This is a genomic window from Duganella sp. Dugasp78 (assembly GCF_059491455.1).
Genome location: NZ_CP168506.1, coordinates 6,491,104 through 6,514,803, shown reverse-complemented (window position 1 = coordinate 6,514,803; position 23,700 = coordinate 6,491,104). Strand labels below are relative to the sequence as shown.

The window sequence follows — 23,700 nt, the reverse complement described above, 5'->3', positions numbered from 1 at the left end:
CAAGAAAGAACCCCTCTGCGGACCGGGGAGGGGCTGTTGCAGCCTCAATAAACCACTAATAACAGGGAGATAGCGATGCAGATGAAAAAACTGGTGGCCGCGATGGTAGCGGTGGGACTGGCCTCGACGGCGCACGCCGCCGACGCGCTGGACGAACAAGCGCAGAAGAGCGCCAAGGACGACAAGATCGAGCGGGTCGAAATCACCGGCTCCAGCCTGAAGCGTATCAACGCTGAAACGGCGTCGCCGGTGCAGGTGATCGACGCCAAGCAGATCGAGAACATGGGCGCCCGCACGCTGCTGCAAGTGCTGGACAACCTGCCGGCTGCGCGTCCGGGGCAGCAGGACTTCCGTTCGATGTTCACCGGTTCCGACGGCGCCTCGCAGGCCAACCTGCGCGGCCTGGGCGCGCAGGGCACGCTGGTGCTGCTGAACGGCCGCCGCCTGTCGTTCTACGGCGCGCCGGCCGGCTTCCAGACCATGTTCGTCAACATCGACGCGATTCCTGCTGCCGCTATCGAGCGTATGGAAGTGTTGACCGACGGCGCATCGGCCGTCTACGGTTCGGATGCGGTGGCCGGCGTGATCAACGTCATCACCAAGAAGAACTACCAGGGCCTGGAAGTCCGCGCCACCAATGACTCCACGCCGAGTGTCAAATCCTACGGTGAGCGCCAGGCCAATGTGCTGTACGGCCTGGGCGACTTGAACACTGACGGCTACAACGTCTATGGCGCCATCAACGTCTACCAGCGCGACCGCATCTCGCTGGAGGACACTTATCTGAAGCGCCCCGACTACTTCTACGTCAACAACCCAACCTTTGTCTCAGGCATGCGCATTGGCGTCGGCAGCGAGCCTGGCGTGATGAACCCCGGCACGCTCTTCGTGTTCGACAAGGCCAAGAACAACGCGCGCACCCAGCGCGCCGTCAGCGGCTGCACCACCTCCATCACCGAGGCCGCCGGCAGCCGCTGCGTGTGGAACACGCTGCCGTACCAGCTGGACACCGGCCCCAGCTCCGACCGCGCCACCGGCTTCCTCAGCGGGCGCCTGAAGATCAACGAGAACCTGGAAGGCTTCGCCGAAGCGACCTACACCCACATCAAGATGCGCGGCGAGAACGGCCCGCGCAGCTTCAACAGCGGCAGCACCAGCAATTGGTTCGCCCGCAATACCGGCACCACGCTCAATACCTTCATCACGCCTTATCTGGGGCCGAACAACGTTTACCTGAAAGGCAAGCTGGATGCCGACATGGCGGCCAAGATGGGCGGCGCGGCGGGGCTGAACTACCTCATGCTCGACGCGCCGGGCCACTTCGGCCAGACCAACGAGGATGACAATTACCGCGCGGTGGCCGGCCTGCGTGGCAGCATCGGCGGCGGCTGGGATTTCGAGACGGCGCTCAGCGTGGCCGGTAGCCACTCGACGCTGTTCCAGACCGTTAACATCAACACACAGGGCTTTGCCAAGGCCTTCGGTCCATTCACCACCGACGCGGTGACAGGCCGCACCTACATCGCCGACAATCCGGCCTACAAGTTCGGTGAGATCAGCGACGCCAACGCCGCATTGCTGCGCGCCGCTTATCCAACCTTCGACATCCAGTCCTGGACCAAGCTGATTACGTGGGACGGCAAGATCGAAGGCACCATCGCCAAGATCGGCGAGCGCGAAGTGCGCGCCGCTTTCGGCGCCAACCTGATGCGCGAGAGCTTCTATACGCCGGGGAACCAGGATGCGGCTAACGGCTACATCACGCAGCAGGGCGGTTCCTGGTTCGACGGCCAGCGCAATATCGCCGCGCTGTTCGGCGAAGTGGTGGTGCCCGTCACCGACAAGCTGGAAGTGAATGCCGCCGCGCGCCTGGACAAATACCCGAACTTCGCCGCCAACCTGGCGCCCAAGATCGGCGTGCTGTGGCGCGCGCGTCCTGAGGTGATGGTGCGCGGCACCTACTCCGAAGGCTTCCGCGCGCCCAACCTGGCCGAATCGGGCAGCGGCGGCGTGTTCGCGCAGGTGGGCGGCATCCGCGACACCGTGCGCTGCGACGAAACCAATGCGATCGCCAAGGTGCTGATGAAGTCCGTCTCGCCGACCGAGGCGGAACTGGGCAAGAACCTGCTCAACTCGAACTGCTCGACCACGGTCGGCGGCCTGACGCCGCCCAATCCGTCGCTGCGTCCGGAGAAGGCCAAGATCTCGACGGCTGGCCTGGTGCTGCAACCGGTCAAGGATCTGAGCATCTCGGTGGACTACTGGTTCGTCTATCGCCGCAACGAGATCGTGCGCCAGGACTTCAATGAGCTGTTCACGCAGCTCGTGGACAAATACGGCCCGACGCTGGCCGGTACCAGCGCCGCCATCCGTAATCCGATCACCGACGCGGACCGTGGCAACATGGCGGCCGTCGCCGCCATGTGCAACAACCCGGCCAACGCGGCGGCTTGCTCCGGTGGTGTGCCGAAGTACTCGGTGGGTAATCTGGGCGGCTTGATCAACTCCTACTCCAACCGTGGTCGCACGCTGATCGACGGCGTCGATATCGATGCCCGCACGCGCTTCTCGCTGGGCGAGTACGGCAAGTTGAACACCGGCGTGTCGGCGACCATTCGCCGCCGCGAGACCTACAACTCGGAAGACGGCACCGGCTTCTCGGGCAACTACGTCGGCTTCTACGATTCGCCGCGTGTGCGCGCCACGTTCAACGCCGACTGGGCATATCAGAAGTTCGTCACCAGCCTGTTCGTCAACTACACCGGCAAGACCAAGTGGGCCTACGGTCCGTGGGACACCGACAACACGCCGGAAAACTGCACGGCCGCCTCGGTTGCCATGCCCGCCAACCTGTGCGGCGGCGCGCCGTCGTACTACACGGTCAACCTGGGCCTGAACTGGAAGCCGATGAAGAACCTGGAGCTGGGCCTGAACATCAAGAACCTGCTGAACAAGCAGCCCACCTACGATCCGAACGGCTGGGAAGGTTATAACCACAGCCAGAACCTGTTCGGCCGCATGTACTCGTTCTCGGCCAGCTACAAGTTCTTCTGACCCGTGCTGAGGAGAGCATCATGAAACAACGACCATTGAACCAAAGACGATTGTTCCTGTATTCCGCAGCGTTGATGTTGAGCGCCTGCGGCGGCGAAAGCACCGGCGGCCAGGCGGAAAAAACGGCAGCGCAGGTGACCATGGGCGGGCAGCAGGCCAGTGTGGCCGCCGCCAGCTCGAAGGCAGTGGCGCTGGCTGGCAATGCCTTCATCACCAGCGCTCCGGCTGGCGCGGCGGAGGAAATCAACAGTAATGGCCTGGCCAACTGGAGCAACCCTGCCACCGTCACCAGCGCCTATTTCCGCATGGCGTCCGCAGGTACGGTCACGCTGGGCCTGGACGCCCGGCTGGCCGGCAGCAACAACAGCACGATACGCGTCACCGTCAACGGCACGCCGTTCCTGGTCAAGTTGTCCGTCAACGGCAGCCGGACCTACAAGGTCGGCACCGTCAACATTGCCGCGCCGGGCTACGTCAAGGTCGACCTGCAGGGCGTCAGCAAGGACGGCGGCTACTTTGGCGACGTCTCCGCGCTGCGCGTGACCACCAGCGCCGCCATCAACTACGCCGACGACCCGACCAACTATTACTGGTCGCGGCGCGGACCGTCGGTCCACATGGGCTACACCACACCGGCGAACACCGAATACTTCTACAACGAGGTGACGGTGCCGGCGGGGCAGGACCCGGAGGGCTCCTACTACATGGCCAACGGCTTCGGCCAGGGCTACTTCGGTATCCAGGTGAAGTCGCCGGGCGAACGCTGGGTGCTGTTCTCGGTGTGGGATGCGGACGGCGGCGGCAAGACCACGCTGGTTAAAAAGGGCGCGGGCGTGGTGGACAACAGCTTCGGCGGCGAAGGCACCGGCGGCCAGTCCTACCTGAGCTACAACTGGATCAGCGGGAACACCTACCGCTTCATCACCCGCGCGCGGCCGGACGGCGCCGGTGCCACCGACTACTCGGCGTGGTTCTACGCGCCGGAGCTGGGCGTGTGGCGCTTTATCGCTACCTGGAAGCGTCCTGCCACCACCACGTATCTGACGGGAGCCTATTCCTTCCTGGAGAATTTCATCGATACCAAGGGCTATACTGGCCGGCGTGTATCGTTCGGCAACCAGTGGGCCCGCAACGTGTCGGGCGCGTGGTCCGAGGTGACGAAGGCGCGCTTCACCGGCGACGCCACCGTGACCAACGTCCAGCGCATGGATTACGCCGGAGGCCTGGATAATGGCCAGTTCTATCTGCGGAACGGCGGCTTCTTCGCCGCTTATGTTCCCGTGAACCAGAACTTCATCCGTCCCGCCACCGGCCAGCAACCGGCCGTGGATGTGAACACGCTGCCGCAGCAATAAAATTAAAGGAGCACCATGAATTCAGCTTTTAATCGACGAGACTTCCTGACCGCCGGCGCGGCCCTGGCGGGCAGCCTGATGATGCCGACGGCCTTTGGCGCCACGCGCGAGCGGGTGCGGATCGGCATGATCGGCACCGGCATGCGCGGCCAGGTGCTGTTGCAGGAGCTGCTGCGCCGCGATGACGTCGAAGTCGTCGCGCTGTGCGACATCGAACCGATCATGCTGGGCCGCGCGCTCCAGCAGGTCGAGAAATCGGGCAAGGCCAAGCCGAAGACCTTCGGCGAGGACCGCGATCCGCAGGCCTACAAGCGCATGCTGGACGCCGGCGCGCTGGATGGCGTGATCATCGCCACGCCATGGGAATGGCATGCGCCGATGGCCATCGCCGCGATGCAGGCCAAGGTGCCTGTGGGCTGCGAGGTGGTGGCCGGCATCACGCTGCAGGACCACTGGGATGTGCTGAACACGCAGCTCAAGACCAACACGCCGTATATGCTGCTGGAGAACGTCTGCTTCCGCCGCGATGTGATGGCGGTGCTGCAGATGGTGCGTTCCGGCTTGTTCGGTGAGCTGATGCATCTGCAGGGCGGCTACCAGCACGACCTGCGCGCGGTGAAGTTCAACAGCGGCGATCCGGTCAAGCCGTATGGCGGCGGCGTGGAGTTCGGCGCCAAGGGCTGGTCTGAAGCCAAGTGGCGCACCGAGCATTCGGTGCAGCGCAACGGCGAGCTGTATCCGAGCCATGGCATTGGTCCCTGCGCGATGTACACCAACATCAACCGCGGCAACCGCTTCACGCGCATCAACAGCTTCGCTACCAAGGCGCGCGGCCTGCATGACTACATCGTCAAGCAGCCGGGCGGCGCCAACAGTCCGAGCGCGAAGACGCAGTTCAAGCTGGGCGACGTGGTCACCACCACGCTGTCGTGCGAGAACGGCGAGACCATCCTGCTGCAACACGATACCTCGCTGCCGCGCCCTTATTCATTGGGCTTCCGCGTGCAGGGCACCGATGGCTTGTGGATGGACGTGAACAATTCCATCCATATCGAAGGCAAGAGCAAGCCGCACCAGTGGGAGGACTTCCAGTCGTACCAGGATAAATACGACCATCCGCTTTGGCGCAAGCATGCCAAGGATGCGGAGGGCGCCGGTCATGGCGGCATGGACTTCTTCGTGATCCAGTCCTTCATCGAGGCGCTGAAGGCGAGGGCGCCGATGCCGATCGATATCTACGACGCGGTGACGTGGAGCGCCATCTCGCCGCTGTCGGAGCAGTCGATCGCGCAGAACTTCCAGACGCTGGACTTCCCGGACTTTACGGCCGGGCAGTGGAAGACCCGGAAGCCGATCTTCGCGCTGTAAGGTAGGTTACAATCTGCTGCGTCCAAACCCAGCACCAGCAGATTGAACCCCTACATGCCATCACGCCGTCTTTCCCTTGTCGCTTTAGCTATCTTTGCCGCAGCCGCCGTTGTGGGCTGCAAGTCCAATCCGGTGATTGAAACACCGACGGCGCCACCGCTGGCGGTGCCGGAACCTCTGCCTCCCAAGAAGATCAAGATCGGCCTGGCGCTGGGCGGCGGCGCGGCGCGCGGCTTCGCGCACATCGGCGTGATCAAGGCGCTGGAGGCGCAGGGCATTTATGCAGACATCGTGGTCGGCACCAGTGCCGGTTCGGTGGTCGGCGCGCTGTACGCGGCAGGTAACACCGGCTTCCAGTTGCAGAAGGTGGCGATGGACATGGACGAAGCGGCCATCTCCGACTGGGCCGTGCCGTTGTTCGGCAAAAGCTCCGGCGTGCTGAAAGGCGAGGCGCTGCAATCCTACGTCAACAAGGCGGTCAACAACCAGCCGATCGAGAAGTTGAAGATACCGTTCGGCGCCGTGGCGTCGGATTTGAAGACAGGCCAGCCTATCCTGTTCCAGCGCGGGAACACGGGCATGGCGGTGCGGGCGTCGTCGTCGGTGCCAGGCGTGTTCCAGCCGGTGGTGATCAACGGTCGCTCGTATGTGGACGGCGGCCTGGTGGCGCCGGTGCCGGTGCGCTTTGCGCGCGACATGGGCGCGGACTTCGTCATCGCCGTGAACATCTCGACCCAGGCCGACGTGCAGGCCACCGTCAGTTCGCTGGACGTGATCATGCAGACCTTCAGCATCATGGGCCAGCGCATCAACCAGTACGAATTGAAGGATGCGGATGTGGTGATCGCGCCTAGCCTGGGCAAGATGGCGGGTAACGATTTCGCCGGTCGCAACCAGGCGATCCTGGCCGGCGAACAGGCCGCCGCGCAGGTGATGGCGCAGCTCAAGCAGAAACTGGAAGCCAAGCGCAGACCATAGCAGTACAATATCCGGTCCAATAATAAGGAATAGCACATGCAAACCAAACCATACCTGTCGCTCGCCGACATCAAGAAGATCGCTGCCGGCGCCGAAGCCGAGGCGGTCGCCAACAACTGGCCGGTCGTGATCGCCATCGTCGACGACGGCGGCCATCTGCTGTGGCTGCAGCGCCAGGACGGCGCCGCGCCGCTGTCGTCGCACATCGCCCCGGCCAAGGCGCGCGTATCGGCGCTGGGCCGCCGCGAATCGAAGATCTACGAAGACATGATCAACAACGGCCGCACCGCCTTCCTGAGCGCCCCGGCGCCGATGGCCGACGGTCTGCTGGAAGGTGGCGTGCCCATCATCGTTGACGGCCACGTCATCGGCGCCGTCGGCGTCTCGGGCGTCAAGTCGGCCGAGGATGTACAGGTTGCCAAGGCCGGCATCGCCGCGCTGAGCTAAGCAACTCCGTCGCACAAGAATGCCGCCTGGCTCAAAACCAGGCGGCATTTTCTATTGGAGAATCGACGCAGCATGCAAACGGCATGTCTATAATGTGATATCGCCAGCGATATCGCTGCGATGCCATTAAATCGTTGTTGATAGAAGTGCAAGTATGGGAGGATTACTTGCAAGGGGGCGATGATGGACATCAGTGATGAGGAAATTCTGGCAATTCTGGCTCGGCCCTACGTTCGTTGTTTGCTTCCCGATCCAGACGGCGGTTATACGGTGACGGTGCACGAATTTCCTGGCTGCGTCGCGGAAGGGGATACAGCGGAAGAGGCGCTGCGCAATTTTGACTCCGCTGCGGCATCGTGGATCGCCGCAGCCGGCGAAAGCGGTTATCCGATCATCGAACCGATCGAACCGCCTTTCTATAATGGGCGGATAGCGTTGCGTATTCCGGGCGGGTTGCATCACGATATTGCGCATTTGGCACAACTCGATGGATGCAGCATCAATCAACTTCTTAGTGTGGCGATCTCGGAATACGTCGGGCGCAGGCATGGAACTCCCTTTGCTCCACCACTAAAGAAAAAGGAACCAAGCGCCATGCCGCGTGTGGACATTGACGTTGCTACCAAATGAAATTGGACTGCATTTTTGCGGGTATTTTGCCGGCGGTCCATTGCCAAGCAGGGGAGATTTGGTTATAATTCAAAGGTTTAGCCAATCTCACCTCTACCGTAGCGACTACCACTCACTCCATCATCAATTGACCTTCCACCCTGGCCTGCGACGGCGGGGGACACACGACGGTCGTCTGACGTGGCGCAGCTACGGTAACTTTATCAGGAGTTGCCCTTGCCGCCATTTTTTTCTGGCCCTGCCGTTCCAGCCATACTGGCCCTCGCTGACGGAACTATTTTCAAAGGTTTTTCGATCGGCGCAGCCGGTCATACAACCGGCGAGGTAGTCTTTAATACGTCCATGACCGGCTATCAGGAAATCCTGACCGATCCTTCCTACAGCCGCCAGATCGTCACCCTGACGTATCCGCATATCGGCAATACCGGTATCAATCCGGAAGACGTCGAATCCACCAAAGTCCATACGGCCGGTTTAATCATCCGTGACCTGCCGCTGATGGCGTCGAATTTCCGCTCCACCCAGTCGCTGTCCGATTACCTGAAGGCCGAGAACATCGTCGGCATCGCCGGTATCGACACCCGCAAGCTGACCCGCATCCTGCGCGAGAAGGGCGCTCAATCCGGCGCCATCCTGGTCGGCACCCAAGGCAACGAGCCTTCGGCGGCGCAAGCGCTGGACCTGGCCCGCTCCTTCCCCGGCATCACCGGCATGGACCTGGCCAAGGTAGTCACCGTCAAGGCGGCCTATGACTTCACCGAAACCGAGTGGACGCTCGGCGAAGGCTACGGCAAACTGACGGACCCTAAGTTCCACGTGGTCGCCTACGACTTCGGCGTCAAGCGCAACATCCTGCGCATGCTGACCGCGCGCGGCTGCAAGGTCACCGTGGTGCCGGCGCAGACCAGCGCCGCCGACGTGCTGGCGCTGAACCCGGACGGCGTGTTCCTGTCGAACGGTCCAGGCGATCCTGAGCCATGCGACTACGCGATCGCCGCCGCCAAGGTCTTCATGGCCAGGAAGCTGCCGCTGTTCGGCATTTGCCTCGGCCACCAGATCATGGGCCTGGCATCGGGCGCGAAAACCCTGAAGATGAAATTCGGCCACCACGGCGCCAACCACCCGGTGCAGGACCTGGACAGCAAACAAGTGCTGATCACGTCGCAGAACCACGGCTTCGCAGTGGACCCGGACACCTTGCCGGCCAACTGCCGCGTAACCCACAAATCGCTGTTCGACGGTTCGCTGCAGGGCTTCGCCCGCACCGACACGCCGGCCTTCTGCTTCCAGGGCCACCCTGAAGCATCGCCCGGCCCGACTGACGTCGCTTACCTGTTTGACCGCTTCATCGGCATGATGGAAGCAACGGAGAAAAAATAAGATGCCTAAACGTACAGACATTAAAAGTATTCTGATTATTGGCGCTGGCCCGATCATCATCGGCCAGGCTTGCGAGTTCGATTATTCCGGCGCACAGGCCTGCAAGGCCCTGCGCGAAGAAGGCTACAAAGTCATCCTGGTCAACAGCAACCCAGCGACCATCATGACCGACCCGGAAATGGCCGACGTCACCTACATCGAGCCGATCACCTGGCAAGTCGTGGAGCGCATCATCGCCAAGGAGAAGCCGGACGCGATCCTGCCGACCATGGGCGGCCAGACCGCGCTGAACTGCGCGCTGGACCTGCATCGCCACGGTGTCCTCGACAAGTACAAGGTCGAGCTGATCGGCGCCACGCCGGAAGCCATCGACAAGGCCGAGGACCGCTCCAAGTTCAAGGACGCGATGACCAAGATCGGCCTGGGTTCGGCCAAGTCGGGCGTCTCGCACACCATGGAAGAATCGTGGGCCGTGCAGCGCACGCTGGGCTTCCCGGTCATCATCCGTCCGTCGTTCACGATGGGCGGCACCGGCGGCGGCATCGCCTACAACGAAGAAGAATTCGAGACCATCTGCAAGCGCGGCCTGGAAGCTTCGCCGACCTCCGAACTGCTGATCGAAGAATCGCTGATCGGCTGGAAAGAGTACGAGATGGAAGTGGTGCGCGACAAGGCGGACAACTGCATCATCATCTGCTCGATCGAAAACCTGGACCCGATGGGCGTGCACACCGGCGACTCGATCACCGTGGCGCCAGCGCAGACGCTGACCGACAAGGAATACCAGATCATGCGTAACGCCTCGCTGGCGGTGCTGCGTGAGATCGGCGTCGACACCGGCGGCTCCAACGTGCAGTTCTCGATCAACCCGGCCGACGGCCGCATGATCGTCATCGAAATGAATCCGCGCGTATCGCGTTCGTCGGCACTGGCGTCGAAGGCCACCGGCTTCCCGATCGCCAAGGTGGCGGCCAAGCTGGCCGTTGGCTTTACGCTGGACGAGCTGCGCAACGAGATCACCGGCGGCGCGACCCCGGCCTCGTTCGAACCGTCGATCGACTACGTCGTCACCAAGATCCCACGCTTCACGTTCGAGAAGTTCCCGACCGCCGACCACCACCTGACCACGCAAATGAAATCGGTCGGCGAAGTGATGGCGATCGGCCGCACCTTCCAGGAATCGTTCCAGAAAGCGCTGCGCGGCCTGGAAGTGGGCGTCGACGGCTTGAACGAAAAGACCAAGGACCGCGAGAAGATCGAAGAGGAACTGGGCGAGCCAGGTCCTGAGCGTATCTGGTACGTGGGCGACGCGTTCGCGCAAGGCTTCACGCTGGAAGAAGTGCACCAGCTGACCAAGATCGACCCATGGTTCCTGATCCAGATTAAAGAGATCGTGGACCTGGAACTGTGGATGGACACGCAGAAGCTGGAGCAGATCGACAAGCCTACGCTGTACAAGCTGAAGCAAAAAGGCTTCTCGGATCGCCGCCTGGCCTTCCTGCTGCAGACCGATGCCAAGACCGTGCGCGCCAAGCGCCATGAGCTGAACATCCGTCCGGTGTACAAGCGCGTCGACACCTGCGCCGCGGAGTTCTCGACCAACACCGCCTACATGTACTCGACCTACGATGAAGAGTGCGAATCGGCTCCGACCGACAAGAAGAAGATCATGGTGCTGGGCGGTGGTCCTAACCGTATCGGCCAGGGTATCGAATTCGACTACTGCTGCGTGCACGCGGCGCTGGCGATGCGCGACGACGGCTACGAGACCATCATGGTCAACTGCAATCCGGAGACCGTGTCGACCGACTACGATACCTCGGATCGCCTGTACTTCGAATCGCTGACGCTGGAAGACGTGCTGGAAATCGTCGACCTGGAAAAACCGGTCGGCGTGATCGTCCAATACGGCGGCCAGACTCCTTTGAAACTGGCGCTGGACCTGGAAGCGAACGGCGTGCCCATCGTCGGCACCTCGCCGGACATGATCGACGCCGCCGAAGACCGCGAGCGTTTCCAGCAGATGCTGCACACGCTGGGCCTGCGCCAGCCGCCTAACCGCACCGCGCGCACCGAAGCCGACGCCCTGGCGCTGGCGCAGGAAATCGGCTACCCGCTGGTGGTCCGTCCTTCCTACGTGCTGGGCGGCCGCGCGATGGAAATCGTCCACGAGCAGCGCGACCTGGAGCGCTACATGCGCGAAGCGGTCAAGGTATCGCACGATTCGCCGGTGCTGCTGGACCGCTTCCTGAACGACGCCATCGAGTGCGACGTCGATTGCATCTCCGACGGCGAAACCACCTTCATCGGCGGCGTGATGGAACACATCGAACAAGCCGGCGTGCACTCGGGCGACTCGGCCTGCTCGCTGCCGCCTTACTCGCTGGCGCAGGACACCATCGATGAACTGAAGCGTCAGACCTCGCTGATGGCCAAGGGCCTGAACGTGGTCGGTCTGATGAACGTGCAGTTCGCGATCCAGAAGCAGGAACGCGACGGCGAATTGCGCGACGTGGTCTACGTGCTGGAAGTGAACCCGCGCGCATCGCGCACCGTGCCGTTCGTGTCCAAGGCCACCGGCCTGCAGCTGGCCAAGATCGCCGCGCGCTGCATGGTCGGCCAGACCCTGGCGCAGCAGGGCATCACCAAGGAAGTCGTGCCGCCTTACTTCAGCGTCAAGGAGGCCGTGTTCCCGTTCGTGAAATTCCCGGGCGTCGACACCATCCTCGGACCTGAGATGAAATCGACCGGTGAAGTCATGGGCGTCGGCAAGACCTTCGGCGAAGCCTTCGTCAAGTCGCAGATGGGCGCGGGCATCAAGCTGCCGAAGTCGGGCAAGGTGTTCCTGTCGGTGAAATCGTCGGACAAGCCGCGCGCCGTGAAAGTGGCGCGTGACCTGGTGGACATCGGCTTCACGCTGGTGGCGACCAAAGGCACCGCTGCCGTCATCGCGGCGGCCGGCATTCCGGTCACGCCGGTGAACAAGGTGGTCGAGGGCCGTCCGCACGTGGTCGACATGATCAAGAACCACGAGATCGTCCTGGTGATCAACACGGTGGAAGAGAAGCGCAGCGCCATCACCGACTCGCGTGCGATCCGCACCTCGTCGCTGGCCTCGCGCGTGACCACCTATACCACCATCGCCGGCGCGGAAGCGGCGGTCGAAGGCATCCGTCATTTGGACGAGTTGCAAGTGTACGATTTACAAGGGCTGCATAAAACCTTACACTAAGGTTCTTTCGTCGCCCCGGTGACGAAAAACAGTACCTTTTAACCACAGAGCTCGCGCTGCAGGTTGGCGTGGCCTCTGTGGTTTTCCATTGTAACAACAGAGTAAATATAAACATGACTTCAGTTCCACTTACCAAGTTCGGCGCAGAGCTCCTGAAAGAAGAGTTGCACCAGTTGAAGACCAAAGAACGCCGTATCGTGATCGACGCGATTGCTGAAGCGCGTTCGCATGGTGACCTGTCGGAAAACGCCGAGTACGATGCCGCCAAGGAGCGCCAGGCGTTCGTCGAAGGCCGCATCGCGGAACTGGAAGGTAAGCTGAGCGCAGCACAGATCATCGACCCGACCACGCTGGACGCCGATGGCCGCGTGGTGTTCGCCTCGACCGTGGACCTGGAAGACCTGGATTCGGGCGCGAAAGTGACCTACCAGATCGTCGGCCTGGACGAAGCGGACCTGAAACTGAGCAAGGTGTCGGTGACCTCGCCGATCGCCCGCGCGCTGATCGGCAAGTCGGCCGGCGACGTGGTGGAAGTGCAGGCGCCGTCCGGCCCGCGCGAATACGAAATCCTGGAAGTGCGTTACATCTGATGCTGCTCGCGCGTACACGTTTGCTGGTCGCAACGCTGTGGGCGGGCAGTTTGTGGGCGGTCGGCTATCTGGCCGCGCCGACGCTGTTCGCCACGCTGAGCGACCGCGTGCTGGCCGGCACCATCGCCGCCAGCCTGTTCAAGAACCAGGCCTGGCTGTCGATCGCCTGTGCGCTGGTGATGCTGGTGCTGTTGTGGGTCAGCAAGGGCGCGGAGACGGGCGGGATCTTCGCCGGTTCGGCAGCCAACTCGGCCGCCAAGACGCGCCGCGTGCTGTTGTTCATTGTTTCGACGATGCTGGCCTGCACGCTGGTGTCGCACTTCGGCCTGCAACCGATGATGGCCGCCTTGCGTGCCGCGGCGGGGCCGGGCGGGGTGATGGATGGTGCCGCTCAGAATGAGTTCGGCGTATTGCACGGTATTTCCAGCAGCATCTACCTGGTGCAGAGCTTGCTGGCCGCGTGGCTGGTGGTCAAACAGTAACCCTAAGACAAAAGGGTCGGACCCCGTACGGGGTCCGACCCTGATCATTGGTGTGCGGGGTACAACGGTGCCGCCAGGACCGTTATTTCGAGCCCAGCGCGCTCTTCTTGGTCGACTTCTGCAGTGGCTTGGCGCGTTTGATATTGCCGCCTTGCGTCACGCGTTCATTCCCCTTGAGCAGTACCTTGGTCACCGACGGACGCTTGGTGCCGCTTGGGCTAGGCTTGACGATGGTGACTTCGCGCAGGCCCTTGCCGGAGGTCGAACGGGCTTTTTCCGTTTCCACCTTCGGACGGTACAGCACCAGCAGCTTGCCGATGTGTTGCACCGGCGCAGCATCGAGCTGTTCGCAGATGGTGTCGTACATGGCGGCGCGGGCTTCGCGGTCGTCGCCGAACACGCGGACCTTGATTAGGCCGTGGGAGTCCAGGCCCAGCGCAATTTCCTTGAGGACGTTGGCTGTCAGGCCAGCCTCGCCGATCATGACGATAGGCTTGAGGCCATGCGCTTCGGCGCGCAGAGCGCTGCGCTCAACAGGTGTAAGTTTTTGCATAATATATTTTTAGTGGTTCCCTTAAAGGCAGTATTCTACGCGAATGAAGAAGAAGAAATTAAACAAAAACTGGTTGCACGACCATATTAACGACCCTTACGTGAAATTGGCGCAGAAAGAGGGCTACCGCGCCCGCGCCGCTTTCAAGCTCAAGGAGATCGACGAGGACGAGCACCTGATCAAGCCCGGCCAGGTCATCGTCGACCTCGGCTGCACGCCCGGCAGCTGGGGGCAATACGCGCGCCGCAAGCTGGCCGGCAAGGAGGGCGGGGGCATCAACGGCACGTTGATCGGCCTCGACCTGCTGCCGATGGAGCCCATCGCCGACTTCCACTTCATCCAGGGCGATTTCCGCGAGCCCGACGTGCTGCAGATGCTGGAAGATCATGTTAAAGGTCAAAAAGTTGATTTGGTGTTATCGGACATGGCGCCGAATCTGTCGGGTATTCCCGATTCGGACGCCGCGCGCATGGAGCATCTGATCGATTTGGCAATTGAATTCTCGCAGGCGCACTTGAAACCCACCGGCTCGCTGCTGGTGAAATGTTTTAAGGACATGGGTTTTAACGATATCGTGCTTAAATTCCGCCGCGAATTCAAAACCGTGATCCAGAAAAAGCCGAAAGCCAGCCGCGACAAGTCTTCCGAGATTTTCCTGCTGGGACGCGGCCTGAAAAACCCGACCGATGGCATGCTGTCGGCCCAGCCGCTGGAAAATGACGATTTCCCCCTCGGACGCCCTTGATATTTGGCCCTTGGGCCGCACATCGACACAGTGTGAATCAGTTTTGACTTGATCGCACCGGTATTTTGGTCAAATAATGTGCTTTACGGCTGGAATTTTGGCCGCACGCGCAGGCGGGCTTCTGGCACCGCCTGCTTATTGCGAGTAAAATCGGGTTTCTAGCTATCGGTTAAAAGATGCGTCCAGCATCCAAGGAGTTTTCGTGAATAACATGTTTTCCAAATCAGCCATCTGGGTAGTCGTGGTACTGCTGCTGCTGATGCTGTACAAGCAGTTTGACAGCCACGGCGTGACCGCTGGCGCCAAGCCCATCGCTTATTCCGATTTGCTGGATGAGGTCAAGGCCAAGCGTATCAAGGATGTGGTGATCGAAGGCGTCAACATCACGGCCACCCGTAGCGACGACACCAAGGTGCGCGCCACCGCCACCGGCCTTGACCGTGGCCTGGTCGGCGACCTGCGCGACAACGGCGTGCACTTCGACGTGCGCCCGCCTGAGGAACAGTCGTTCCTGCAACAAATCTTCGTTTCCTGGTTCCCGATGCTGTTGCTGATCGGCGTGTGGATTTTCTTCATGCGTCAGATGCAGGGCGGCGGCAAGGGCGGGGCGTTCTCCTTCGGCAAGTCCAAGGCGCGCATGATGGACGAAACCAATAACACCGTCACCTTCGCCGACGTCGCCGGTTGCGACGAAGCGAAGGAGGAAGTCAACGAGATCGTCGACTTCCTCAAGGACCCAAGCAAATTCCAGAAACTGGGCGGCCGCATTCCACGCGGCGTGCTGATGGTCGGTCCGCCGGGCACGGGTAAAACCCTGCTGGCGCGCGCCATTGCCGGCGAAGCCAAGGTGCCGTTCTTCTCGATCTCCGGTTCGGACTTCGTTGAAATGTTCGTCGGCGTGGGCGCGTCCCGCGTGCGCGACATGTTCGAGAACGCCAAGAAGCATTCGCCTTGCATCATCTTCATCGACGAGATCGACGCGGTCGGCCGTCATCGTGGCGCCGGCATGGGCGGCGGTAACGACGAGCGCGAACAGACGCTGAACCAGCTGCTGGTGGAAATGGACGGCTTCGAAGCATCGTCCGGCGTGATCGTGGTGGCTGCCACCAACCGCGCCGACGTGCTGGACAAAGCGCTGCTGCGTCCGGGCCGTTTCGACCGCCAGGTCTCGGTCGGCCTGCCGGACATCCGCGGCCGCGAGCAGATCCTGAATGTACACATGCGCAAAGTGCCTATCGGCACCGACGTCAAGGCCGACATCCTGGCTCGCGGCACGCCTGGCTTCTCGGGCGCCGACCTGGCCAACCTGGTCAACGAGGCCGCGCTGTTTGCCGCACGCCGCAGCAAGCGTCTGGTCGACATGATCGATTTCGAGGATGCCAAGGACAAGATCTTCATGGGTCCCGAGCGCAAGTCGATGATCATCCGCGAGGAAGAGCGTCGCAACACCGCGTATCACGAGTCTGGCCACGCCGTGGTCGCCAAACTGTTGCCGAAGGCCGATCCGGTCCACAAAGTAACCATCATGCCGCGCGGCTGGGCACTGGGCCTGACCTGGCAGCTGCCAGAGCACGATAATATTTCGGGCTACAAGGACAAGATGCTGGAAGAGATTTCCATCCTGTTCGGCGGCCGCATCGCTGAAGAGATCTTTGTCGGCCAGATGTCGACCGGCGCCTCGAACGACTTCTCGCGCGCCACCAAGCTGGCCCGCTCGATGGTGACCCGCTTCGGCATGTCCGACAGCATGGGCGTGATGGTCTACGAGGACAGCCAGAACGACGGCTTCTTCGGCGGCGCGTCGAAGACGATTTCCGAGGCGACCCAGCAAATGGTCGACGCCGAGATCCGCAGCATCCTCGATACGCAATACAAGCTGGCGCGGACGCTGCTGGAAGAGAACCGCGACAAGGTCGAAGTGATGACCAAGGCGCTGCTGGAATGGGAAACCATTGATGCCGACCAGATCAACGACATCATGTCCGGCCTGGAGCCGCGCGCGCCGAAAGCCGGCGTCACCATCCGCAAGCATCCGCCCAGCGACGGTGGCTCGGGTGTGTCGCCCAGCGTGACGGCACCAGCCTGATACGTGGCTGAACGCTAAGATAGAGGGGTGGGGAGCGATCCTCGCCCTTTTTTTATTTTTCTTCCGGTTTTACATGCGATCTACTTTACAGTTTGGCCGTTTCAACTATCCGTGGCGTGGCGAGCGCGTCCGCGCCCGCGTGATGGGCATCCTCAACGTCACCCCCGATTCGTTTTCCGACGGCGGCCAGCACCAGTCGCTGGAGTTCGCCATCTCGCATGCCGAGCAGATGATACTGGATGGCGTCGACATCATCGACGTCGGCGGCGAATCCAGCCGCCCCGGCGCGCCGCCGCTGCCGCTGGAGCAGGAGCTGCAGCGCGTGATGCCGGTGCTGTACGCGCTGCGCGACATCGGCCCGGCCATCTCGGTCGACACTTATAAGCCGCAGGTGATGCGCGAAGCTATCATCGCCGGCGTCGACATGATCAACGACATCAACGGCTTCCGTGCGCCCGGCGCCATCGATGCGGTGAGCGACAGCGACTGCGGCTTGTGTATCATGCACATGCAAAGCGATCCCCGGCATATGCAGCTGGCGCCCAGCTATACCGACGTGGTGGCCGAAGTCATCGGCTTCCTGCGCGAGCGCATCGAAGCGCTGACAGCTGCCGGCATTGATCCGCGTCGAATCTGCATCGATCCAGGTTTTGGATTTGGCAAAACTGTGGAGCATAATTACGCCTTGTTGAAAGCCACCGGGCAGCTGATTGCCGAACTGGACGTGCCGCTGCTGGCCGGCCTGTCGCGCAAATCGATGGTGGGCGCGGTGACCGGCAAGCCGGTCGAGCAACGCATGGCCGGCAGCGTCGGCGGCGCGCTGGCGGCGGTGGCGCAGGGCGCGCTGATCGTGCGCGTGCACGACGTGGCGGAAACGGTGGATGCGCTAAAAGTATGGCAGGCAGGAACTAACCTACAATGATAAGAGAACACACAATGTCACGTAAATATTTTGGAACCGACGGCATCCGCGGCCTGGTGGGTGTATCGCCGATTACGCCGGACTTCGTCATGCGGCTCGGTTACGCGGCCGGCAAGGTGCTGGTGCGCGCCCGCAGCGGCGCAGTGCGCCCGACCGTCCTGATCGGCAAGGACACCCGCATTTCCGGTTACATGCTGGAAGCGGCGCTGGAGGCCGGCTTCTCGGCCGCCGGCGTGGACGTCATGCTGGCCGGCCCGATGCCGACCCCGGCCATCGCTTACCTGACGCGCGCGCTGCGACTGTCGGCCGGCGTGGTGATTTCGGCTTCGCACAACCCGTTCCAGGACAACGGCATCAAATTCTTCTCCCACCAGGGCACCAAGCTGCCGGACTCGGTCGAGCTGGAGATTGAGGCCGCGCTGGACGTGCCGATGGACTGCGTGCCGTCGGAAAAACTGGGCCGCGCCAAGCGCCTGGACGACGCCCACGGCCGCTACATCGAATTCTGCAAGAGCACCTTCCCGAACGAGCTGGACCTGCGCGGCCTGAAGCTGGTGGTCGATTGCGCCCATGGCGCCGCCTACAACATCGCGCCGCACGTGTTCCACGAGCTGGGCGCCGAAGTGATTGCCATCGGCAACAAGCCGGATGGCTTCAACATCAATCTGGGCCACGGCGCCACGGCGCCGGATGCCATGGCCGCCGCCGTGCGCGCCCACGGTGCGGACCTCGGCATCGCGCTGGACGGCGACGCCGACCGCCTGATCATGTGCGACGCCAACGGCCGCCTGTACAACGGCGACGAGCTGCTGTACCTGATGGTCATGGATCGCCTGGCAACCGGCCCGGTGGCGGGCGCGGTCGGCACGCTGATGACCAATATGGCGGTCGAAGTGGCGCTGAAGGAGAAGGGCATCGGCTTTGCGCGCGCCAAGGTCGGCGACCGCTACGTGCTGGAAGTGATGAAGGACAAGGGCTGGTTGCTGGGCGGCGAGGGCTCCGGCCACCTGCTGTGCCTGGACAAGCACACCACCGGCGACGGCATCATCTCGGCGCTGCAAGTGTTGTCGGCGTTGAAACGGGCCGGCAAATCGCTGGAGCAGTGCGCCGGCGAGCTGGTGATCTTCCCGCAGGCGCTGGTCAACGTGCGCGTCTCGCCAGGCTTCGACTGGACCAAGAACGCGGCCATGGTCGCGGAAAAGGAGTTGGTCGAGCGCGAACTGGGCGACAGCGGCCGTGTGCTGATCCGCGCATCGGGCACGGAACCTTTGATACGCGTGATGGTCGAAGCACGTAACGCCGCCGATGCGCAGTCGATGGCCCGCCGTATCGCGGACAAGGTAGAAACCCAGCTGGCTGCGTAAAATTTCAGCAGTGTAATAATTTATTGGCCTTTCATTGACGTAGCGGGAGCCAAGCGTTAGAATACTGTCTTCGGAGTGTGGCGCAGCCCGGTAGCGCACCTGGTTTGGGACCAGGGGGTCCAAGGTTCGAATCCTTGTACTCCGACCAAGAACTTTTAAAACGGGTTGTCGAAAGACAGCCCGTTTTTCATTTCCGCAGCATATTCTTGCCGCGAACATATCTGCCCATAGCTCAGTTGGATAGAGCATCAGCCTTCTAAGCTGAGGGTCGCAGGTTCGATTCCTGCTGGGCAGGCCAAATTCTTATTCATAATAGTATGACATCCGGCACACCCCCGAATAATGCAACTACCGAAGAAACCTGTTCATGGCTATGTGAGCAGACTGGCACGCCGTGGAATCTGGCGCGTTTGCTGGAAACGGGTTTAACTCCTTATGTATGGCTGGACTATACGGAAGAATATGCCGGACTATTCGCCGAGGGGATTACCCGATATCCGGCGCCGATATTCTTTATCGAAGATACCCAGCGGTTGATCGCCGGCAGCGGCGATGTATTAATTCGCATGACACGGGATTCGGACCGGATTTCTTTCAAGCTCAAACCTCCAGGCATCACCATGCCATTGGATGCGCTGCGTTTCTTTCAAAGGGATATCGCCGAATTATTGGACAATATATTGAATCCGAAAGAAGAAGTCGTTGCTCCGCCGCCGAAGGAGATTCTGAAAGGAATCACGAAGGAAGAGGTGCTTCGTATCTTTGGCGGCATGGCCAAGCTGGATCTTGAGAAAGCCCTGGCCGGTGGCATAGGTATATTCGGCGATGACGGCGCCAGGGTGAGGAAAAACTCCCGCGCCGGCAAAAATACCCATTTGTGGAATCCGGTCACGTTGGCGCTGGGATTGAATGATGTGTATCGCGTGCCGATGTCGCATCTGAAGAAGGCGTTTGCCACCCAGCCGGATCTGCGTCCGTGGAAAGCCGCATGGCTGGAGTCGCTTGCCTTGTTGGGAGAGTAGAATTGTGCCAATTATTAGCTTGTTCACGCCGCTTTCTGGCGTGTAGCCCTGGGAGATCCGAATGGTAATCGATAGTCTGCACTTCACGCCCTAGTCCGCGTTGCTGGGCGGAGCGCTGATTGGCGCGGCGGCAGCGCTGCTGATTTTGTTGAATGGCCGCATCGCCGGCATTAGCGGAATTATTGGCGGCCTGCTACACCCGTGCCGGCCGACATTCTGTGGCGTATTACGTTCGTCGCCGGCCTGATATAGGCGCCTCTGGTTTATGGCGTGTTTTACGCCTGGCCGCATGTGCAGATCGATGCAGATTATGGCGTATTAATCGTCGCGGGCTTGCTGGTGGGCGTGGGAACAACGCGCTACGGATCCAGTTGCACCAGCGGACATGGCGTATGTGGAATATCCCGGCTTTCTCCCCGCTCCATCGCTGATATTTGTTATGTGCGGCGCTATAGTCGTGGGCTTCCTTGCTTTTTCTTATATCGGTCGCCGCAAGACTACATTGCTAGGGGCTGAAATTAAACTGCCGGCCGCGACTAAAATCGACCGTCGCCTGGTATTTGGTTCGATATTATTCGGCGCCGACTGGGGAGTTGCGGGATTTTGTCCCGGGCCGGCATTGGTCGGGCTGGGTATGGGCTTGCCGAAGGCGATTATATTCGTTCTGGCAATACTGGCCGGGATGGGGATATTTGAATTGCTCGAACGCCGGCGCGGTGGATAACTGGACGCTGCGACTATTTTGCGCAGCGCCATTTTCTCTATCTGAAACAATTACTTAGCCGATGGCTGCCTGGCTTGTTAACAAGCTTATCCACAGAATTTGTTAACAACCGGCAGCCATTCCCGCCTTACTTGCCTAATACCTGCACTTCCACGCCGGAATACATGGCCGGCGCGTGGTACACGCGTTGCGTTGCCTTCTGGAAGTCCTCTGGCTTGGCTTTTGGAATATCCACAAACGTCTGCGGATTCAAGTCCACCAGCGGGAACCACGAGCTCTGGATCTGCACCATGATGCGGTGGCCGCGCCGGAACGTGTGGTTGACGTCGCTCATGGCGTAATTGACCGCCTCCACCTTGCCAGGCGTGAACGGCTCTGGCTTCTCGAAGCTGTTGCGGAACTTGCCGCGCAGCGGATCGCCGCGTACCAGTTGCTGGTAACCAGCCATCGCCAGGCTTGGTTTCGGCACGTCCGGGCCGTGTTCCTCGTCCTCGCCCGCGCCAGGATAAGCAGACGGATAGACGTCAATCAGCTTGACCACCCAGTCGGCATCGGTGCCGGTGGTGGAAACGAACAGCCTGGGTTTGACCGGCCCGGCCAGGGTGACGTCTTCTTCCAGCGCCTCGCTGCGGTAGGTCAACACGTCCGGCCGCGACGAGGCGAAGCGCTGGTCGCCGACCATGTATTCCTTGGGGGCGCCCAGCGCCGGATAAGCCGTGAACGGCACCGGCTTGCGTGGATCGGCCACATATTCGTCGTAGGCCTCGCCGGCGGCCGGCTGTTTCCAGCTCAGCGTGCCGTTCGGGCCCAGGAACAGGGTGCGCGGCTGGGCTTGCTTGGGCGGCCAGGCTGCATAGTTGCGCCACACATTGCTGCCGGTCTCGAACGCATACACTTCCGACACATTCTTGTTCGCCACGCCTTTCAGGTGCTGCTCGAAGAAGGGATAGAGGATGTTGCTGCGAAACTGTTCGCCGGTCTTGGCATCGAATTTGACGTAGCCCAGGCTCTTGCCGTCGGAACGGCCCCAGGCGCCGTGCGACCATGGACCCATCACCAGGCCGCTGTAGATGCCGGGATTGTTGTGCTTGATGCTGCTGTAGGTGGTCAGCGGGCCCTGCAGGTCTTCGGCATCGTACCAGCCGCCCACGGTCAGCACGGCGGCCTTGATGTTCTTCAGGTGCGGCGCGATGTTGCGGATTTTCCAGAACTCGTCGTAGGTCGAGTGTTCGATGGTCGGCAGCAGCAGGGCGCGTTGTTTCGGCGTCAGGGTGCCGGTGATGCTGGACAGCGTCAGGTGCGACAGGAAGAACTCGTAGCCGTCGGCGCTGCCGTAGTCGAAATGGTCCTAGGTTTTTGGCAGCGGGGTCGGGTTTTCCGCCTCCACAAAGGCCGAGTAGAAATCGAAATTGGCCGCCAGCATGAAGGCGCCGCCATGATAGGAATCGTCGTTCATGAATAGGTCGGTCACCGGCGCTTGCGGCGACGCCGCCTTGATCGCCGGGTGCGAATCGATGATGCTGGCCGAGGTGTAGAAGCCAGGGTAGGAGGTGCCCAGGATGCCGACCTTGCCATTGTTGTTGGCGACGTTCTTCAGCAGCCACTCGACAGTGTCATGCATGTCTTCGCTCTCGTTGCCCTGGCCTTTGGCGCGCGTGGGATTGACGTGCGGCGTCATTTCGACCCACTTGCCCTCGGACATGTAGCGGCCGCGCACGTCCTGCTTGACGAAGATGTAGCCGCTGTCCTCGAAGTCCTGCGAGGGGCCGATGTGTTCAGGGTAGAAATCCACGCCGTAGTGCAGTTCGCCGCCCGACTGCACGCCGGCGCTGTACGGCGTGCGCTGGACCAGGAAGGGGTAGCTCTTGCCGGCGTCCTTGGGCACGTAGACGGCGGTGAACAGGCGCACGCCGTCGCGCATCGGGATGCGGAATTCGTACTTGGTGTAATGTTCGCGCAGGCTGTATTTCGGCGCGGCGCCGGCATCGGCGGCGCCGGCGTGGCAGGAAAGGCCGCCCAGTATCAGGGCGAGGGCAAGGGCAGTAAGACGTGGTTTCATGAATTCCTTGTTAATGAGAAGTCAAACCCGCCCAGTGTAATACCAGTGGATAACTTTTACTGCGACAATTTTACGCAGCGATATTTTTCCCTTTCTAAACAAACACTTGGCTGTCGCGCTTGACTCTTGTTAACAGCCTTATCCACAGAATTTGTTAACAACCCGACGTTCAACGAGACGCGGTGCGCCGCCCGCAAGGCTTACAATGCGCGTTATGAAGACGCTGCGCACATTGCTGCTGGGACCGGCGCTGTGGCTGTTGTTAGCCGCAGACCCGCAGGCGGCGCCCTCGAAGCAGGCTCATGCGGAAAAGCAAAAGGTGGGGAAAGTCTCGCCATCCGGCCATCACCTCGACCGTTCCGGCAAAACCCGCAAAGGCAAGGCCTCCTACTATGGCCGCCGTTTCCGTGGCAAGAAAATGGCAAATGGGGAGCCCATGAAGCCCGACAGCAATGCCGCCGCCAGCAAGACGTTGCCGGTGGGTACGGTCGCCAAAGTCACCAATCTGGAAAATAACAAGAGCGATGTGGTCGTGGTCAAGGACCGCGGTCCGTATGTGGACGGCCGCATCATCGACGTCACGCCCAAGACCGCTGACAAGCTGGACATGAAGGAAAACGGTGTCGCCCCGGTGGCCGTCACGCCGCTCAAGCTACCGCCCAAGACCGAGGCCGCATCGGCACCGCCGGACAAGTCGCACTAGCCCGGC

Annotated in this window: 18 protein-coding genes, 2 tRNA genes and 2 pseudogenes; 20 read left to right on the top strand and 2 right to left on the bottom strand. The window is 61.4% G+C overall.

All coding sequences use genetic code 11. The features are described from left to right. The first annotated feature begins 75 nt into the window (after positions 1-75). The 10 genes from ACEN9O_RS28905 (at position 76) to ACEN9O_RS28860 (ending at position 13,516) form a co-directional block, all read left to right on the top strand. The gene (locus ACEN9O_RS28905) at positions 76-3,054 is read left to right on the top strand and encodes a TonB-dependent receptor plug domain-containing protein (protein WP_495615223.1); all 2,979 of its coding nucleotides are present in this window, start codon (positions 76-78) and stop codon (positions 3,052-3,054) included. A 20-nt stretch (positions 3,055-3,074) separates the two neighbouring features. Continuing rightward, positions 3,075-4,409 (top strand): DUF3472 domain-containing protein, encoded by a 1,335-nt coding sequence (locus ACEN9O_RS28900; RefSeq protein WP_495615222.1) that lies wholly within the window; start codon positions 3,075-3,077, stop codon positions 4,407-4,409. Between the two features lie 15 nt (positions 4,410-4,424). Beyond that, positions 4,425-5,777 (top strand): Gfo/Idh/MocA family protein, encoded by a 1,353-nt coding sequence (locus tag ACEN9O_RS28895; RefSeq protein ID WP_495615221.1) that lies wholly within the window; start codon positions 4,425-4,427, stop codon positions 5,775-5,777. A gap of 54 nt (positions 5,778-5,831) precedes the next feature. Beyond that, positions 5,832-6,755: a patatin-like phospholipase family protein gene (locus tag ACEN9O_RS28890; RefSeq protein ID WP_495615220.1), complete on the top strand. Its 924-nt coding sequence runs from the start codon at positions 5,832-5,834 to the stop codon at positions 6,753-6,755. Between the two features lie 36 nt (positions 6,756-6,791). After that, positions 6,792-7,202, top strand: a complete 411-nt coding sequence (locus ACEN9O_RS28885) for a GlcG/HbpS family heme-binding protein (protein ID WP_495615219.1) — start codon at positions 6,792-6,794, stop codon at positions 7,200-7,202. A gap of 180 nt (positions 7,203-7,382) precedes the next feature. Next, the gene (locus ACEN9O_RS28880) at positions 7,383-7,832 is read left to right on the top strand and encodes a type II toxin-antitoxin system HicB family antitoxin (RefSeq protein WP_495615218.1); all 450 of its coding nucleotides are present in this window, start codon (positions 7,383-7,385) and stop codon (positions 7,830-7,832) included. A 216-nt stretch (positions 7,833-8,048) separates the two neighbouring features. Continuing rightward, the gene (carA, locus tag ACEN9O_RS28875) at positions 8,049-9,212 is read left to right on the top strand and encodes a glutamine-hydrolyzing carbamoyl-phosphate synthase small subunit (protein ID WP_495615217.1); all 1,164 of its coding nucleotides are present in this window, start codon (positions 8,049-8,051) and stop codon (positions 9,210-9,212) included. A 1-nt stretch (position 9,213) separates the two neighbouring features. Further along, the gene (gene carB, locus ACEN9O_RS28870) at positions 9,214-12,444 is read left to right on the top strand and encodes a carbamoyl-phosphate synthase large subunit (RefSeq protein ID WP_495615216.1); all 3,231 of its coding nucleotides are present in this window, start codon (positions 9,214-9,216) and stop codon (positions 12,442-12,444) included. Between the two features lie 113 nt (positions 12,445-12,557). Beyond that, positions 12,558-13,034 carry a transcription elongation factor GreA gene (gene greA / locus ACEN9O_RS28865; protein ID WP_008447358.1) on the top strand — a complete coding sequence of 159 codons (477 nt, stop codon included), beginning with the start codon at positions 12,558-12,560 and terminating at the stop codon, positions 13,032-13,034. Next, the gene (locus ACEN9O_RS28860) at positions 13,034-13,516 is read left to right on the top strand and encodes a DUF4149 domain-containing protein (protein WP_495615215.1); all 483 of its coding nucleotides are present in this window, start codon (positions 13,034-13,036) and stop codon (positions 13,514-13,516) included. Before greA ends, ACEN9O_RS28860 begins: the two co-directional genes overlap by 1 nt. Positions 13,517-13,598: 82 nt before the next feature. Here ACEN9O_RS28860 and ACEN9O_RS28855 read toward each other — a convergent pair whose 3' ends face one another. Then, entirely contained in the window at positions 13,599-14,069 is a 471-nt protein-coding gene (locus ACEN9O_RS28855) for a YhbY family RNA-binding protein (protein ID WP_495615214.1), read from the bottom strand. Between the two features lie 43 nt (positions 14,070-14,112). On the opposite strand from ACEN9O_RS28855, the gene ACEN9O_RS28850 reads away from it, so the two are divergent. The 9 genes and pseudogenes from ACEN9O_RS28850 (at position 14,113) to ACEN9O_RS28810 (ending at position 20,932) form a co-directional block, all read left to right on the top strand. Continuing rightward, positions 14,113-14,814 (top strand): RlmE family RNA methyltransferase, encoded by a 702-nt coding sequence (locus ACEN9O_RS28850; protein ID WP_495615213.1) that lies wholly within the window; start codon positions 14,113-14,115, stop codon positions 14,812-14,814. A 202-nt stretch (positions 14,815-15,016) separates the two neighbouring features. Further along, entirely contained in the window at positions 15,017-16,900 is a 1,884-nt protein-coding gene (gene ftsH, locus ACEN9O_RS28845; protein ID WP_495615212.1) for an ATP-dependent zinc metalloprotease FtsH, read from the top strand. Between the two features lie 73 nt (positions 16,901-16,973). Further along, complete coding sequence (gene folP, locus ACEN9O_RS28840; protein WP_495615211.1) at positions 16,974-17,822, top strand: dihydropteroate synthase; 849 nt, start codon at positions 16,974-16,976, stop codon at positions 17,820-17,822. Positions 17,823-17,836: 14 nt separating this feature from the next. After that, positions 17,837-19,186: a phosphoglucosamine mutase gene (glmM, locus tag ACEN9O_RS28835; RefSeq protein WP_495615210.1), complete on the top strand. Its 1,350-nt coding sequence runs from the start codon at positions 17,837-17,839 to the stop codon at positions 19,184-19,186. 71 nt (positions 19,187-19,257) lie between these two features. Next, a tRNA-Pro gene (locus tag ACEN9O_RS28830) sits at positions 19,258-19,334 on the top strand. A 73-nt stretch (positions 19,335-19,407) separates the two neighbouring features. Next, a tRNA-Arg gene (locus ACEN9O_RS28825) sits at positions 19,408-19,484 on the top strand. A 19-nt stretch (positions 19,485-19,503) separates the two neighbouring features. Beyond that, positions 19,504-20,208 carry a hypothetical protein gene (locus ACEN9O_RS28820; RefSeq protein ID WP_495615209.1) on the top strand — a complete coding sequence of 235 codons (705 nt, stop codon included), beginning with the start codon at positions 19,504-19,506 and terminating at the stop codon, positions 20,206-20,208. Between the two features lie 100 nt (positions 20,209-20,308). After that, positions 20,309-20,724, top strand: a pseudogene (locus ACEN9O_RS28815) (YeeE/YedE family protein). Next, entirely contained in the window at positions 20,648-20,932 is a 285-nt protein-coding gene (locus ACEN9O_RS28810) for a DUF6691 family protein (protein ID WP_495615208.1), read from the top strand. The pseudogene ACEN9O_RS28815 and the gene ACEN9O_RS28810 overlap by 77 nt, the downstream one beginning before the upstream one ends. Positions 20,933-21,059: 127 nt before the next feature. Here the strand turns inward: ACEN9O_RS28810 and ACEN9O_RS28805 are convergent. After that, a pseudogene (locus tag ACEN9O_RS28805) lies at positions 21,060-22,853 on the bottom strand (CocE/NonD family hydrolase). A 352-nt stretch (positions 22,854-23,205) separates the two neighbouring features. Here ACEN9O_RS28805 and ACEN9O_RS28800 point away from each other — a divergent pair. Then, entirely contained in the window at positions 23,206-23,694 is a 489-nt protein-coding gene (locus ACEN9O_RS28800; protein WP_495615207.1) for a septal ring lytic transglycosylase RlpA family protein, read from the top strand. Positions 23,695-23,700 lie beyond the last annotated feature (6 nt).

Excerpts from the sequence above, each read along its gene's own strand:
- ACEN9O_RS28905 (WP_495615223.1), top strand. The coding sequence starts at position 76 with ATGCAGATGAAAAAACTGGTGGCCGCGATGGTAGCGGTGGGACTGGCC.
- ACEN9O_RS28900 (WP_495615222.1), top strand. The coding sequence starts at position 3,075 with ATGAAACAACGACCATTGAACCAAAGACGATTGTTCCTGTATTCCGCA.
- ACEN9O_RS28895 (WP_495615221.1), top strand. The coding sequence starts at position 4,425 with ATGAATTCAGCTTTTAATCGACGAGACTTCCTGACCGCCGGCGCGGCC.
- ACEN9O_RS28890 (WP_495615220.1), top strand. The coding sequence starts at position 5,832 with ATGCCATCACGCCGTCTTTCCCTTGTCGCTTTAGCTATCTTTGCCGCA.
- ACEN9O_RS28885 (WP_495615219.1), top strand. The coding sequence starts at position 6,792 with ATGCAAACCAAACCATACCTGTCGCTCGCCGACATCAAGAAGATCGCT.
- ACEN9O_RS28880 (WP_495615218.1), top strand. The coding sequence starts at position 7,383 with ATGATGGACATCAGTGATGAGGAAATTCTGGCAATTCTGGCTCGGCCC.
- carB (WP_495615216.1), top strand. The coding sequence starts at position 9,214 with ATGCCTAAACGTACAGACATTAAAAGTATTCTGATTATTGGCGCTGGC.
- greA (WP_008447358.1), top strand. The coding sequence starts at position 12,558 with ATGACTTCAGTTCCACTTACCAAGTTCGGCGCAGAGCTCCTGAAAGAA.
- ACEN9O_RS28860 (WP_495615215.1), top strand. The coding sequence starts at position 13,034 with ATGCTGCTCGCGCGTACACGTTTGCTGGTCGCAACGCTGTGGGCGGGC.
- ACEN9O_RS28855 (WP_495615214.1), bottom strand. The coding sequence starts at position 14,069 with ATGCAAAAACTTACACCTGTTGAGCGCAGCGCTCTGCGCGCCGAAGCG.
- ACEN9O_RS28850 (WP_495615213.1), top strand. The coding sequence starts at position 14,113 with ATGAAGAAGAAGAAATTAAACAAAAACTGGTTGCACGACCATATTAAC.
- folP (WP_495615211.1), top strand. The coding sequence starts at position 16,974 with ATGCGATCTACTTTACAGTTTGGCCGTTTCAACTATCCGTGGCGTGGC.
- glmM (WP_495615210.1), top strand. The coding sequence starts at position 17,837 with ATGTCACGTAAATATTTTGGAACCGACGGCATCCGCGGCCTGGTGGGT.
- ACEN9O_RS28820 (WP_495615209.1), top strand. The coding sequence starts at position 19,504 with ATGACATCCGGCACACCCCCGAATAATGCAACTACCGAAGAAACCTGT.
- ACEN9O_RS28810 (WP_495615208.1), top strand. The coding sequence starts at position 20,648 with ATGTGCGGCGCTATAGTCGTGGGCTTCCTTGCTTTTTCTTATATCGGT.
- ACEN9O_RS28800 (WP_495615207.1), top strand. The coding sequence starts at position 23,206 with ATGAAGACGCTGCGCACATTGCTGCTGGGACCGGCGCTGTGGCTGTTG.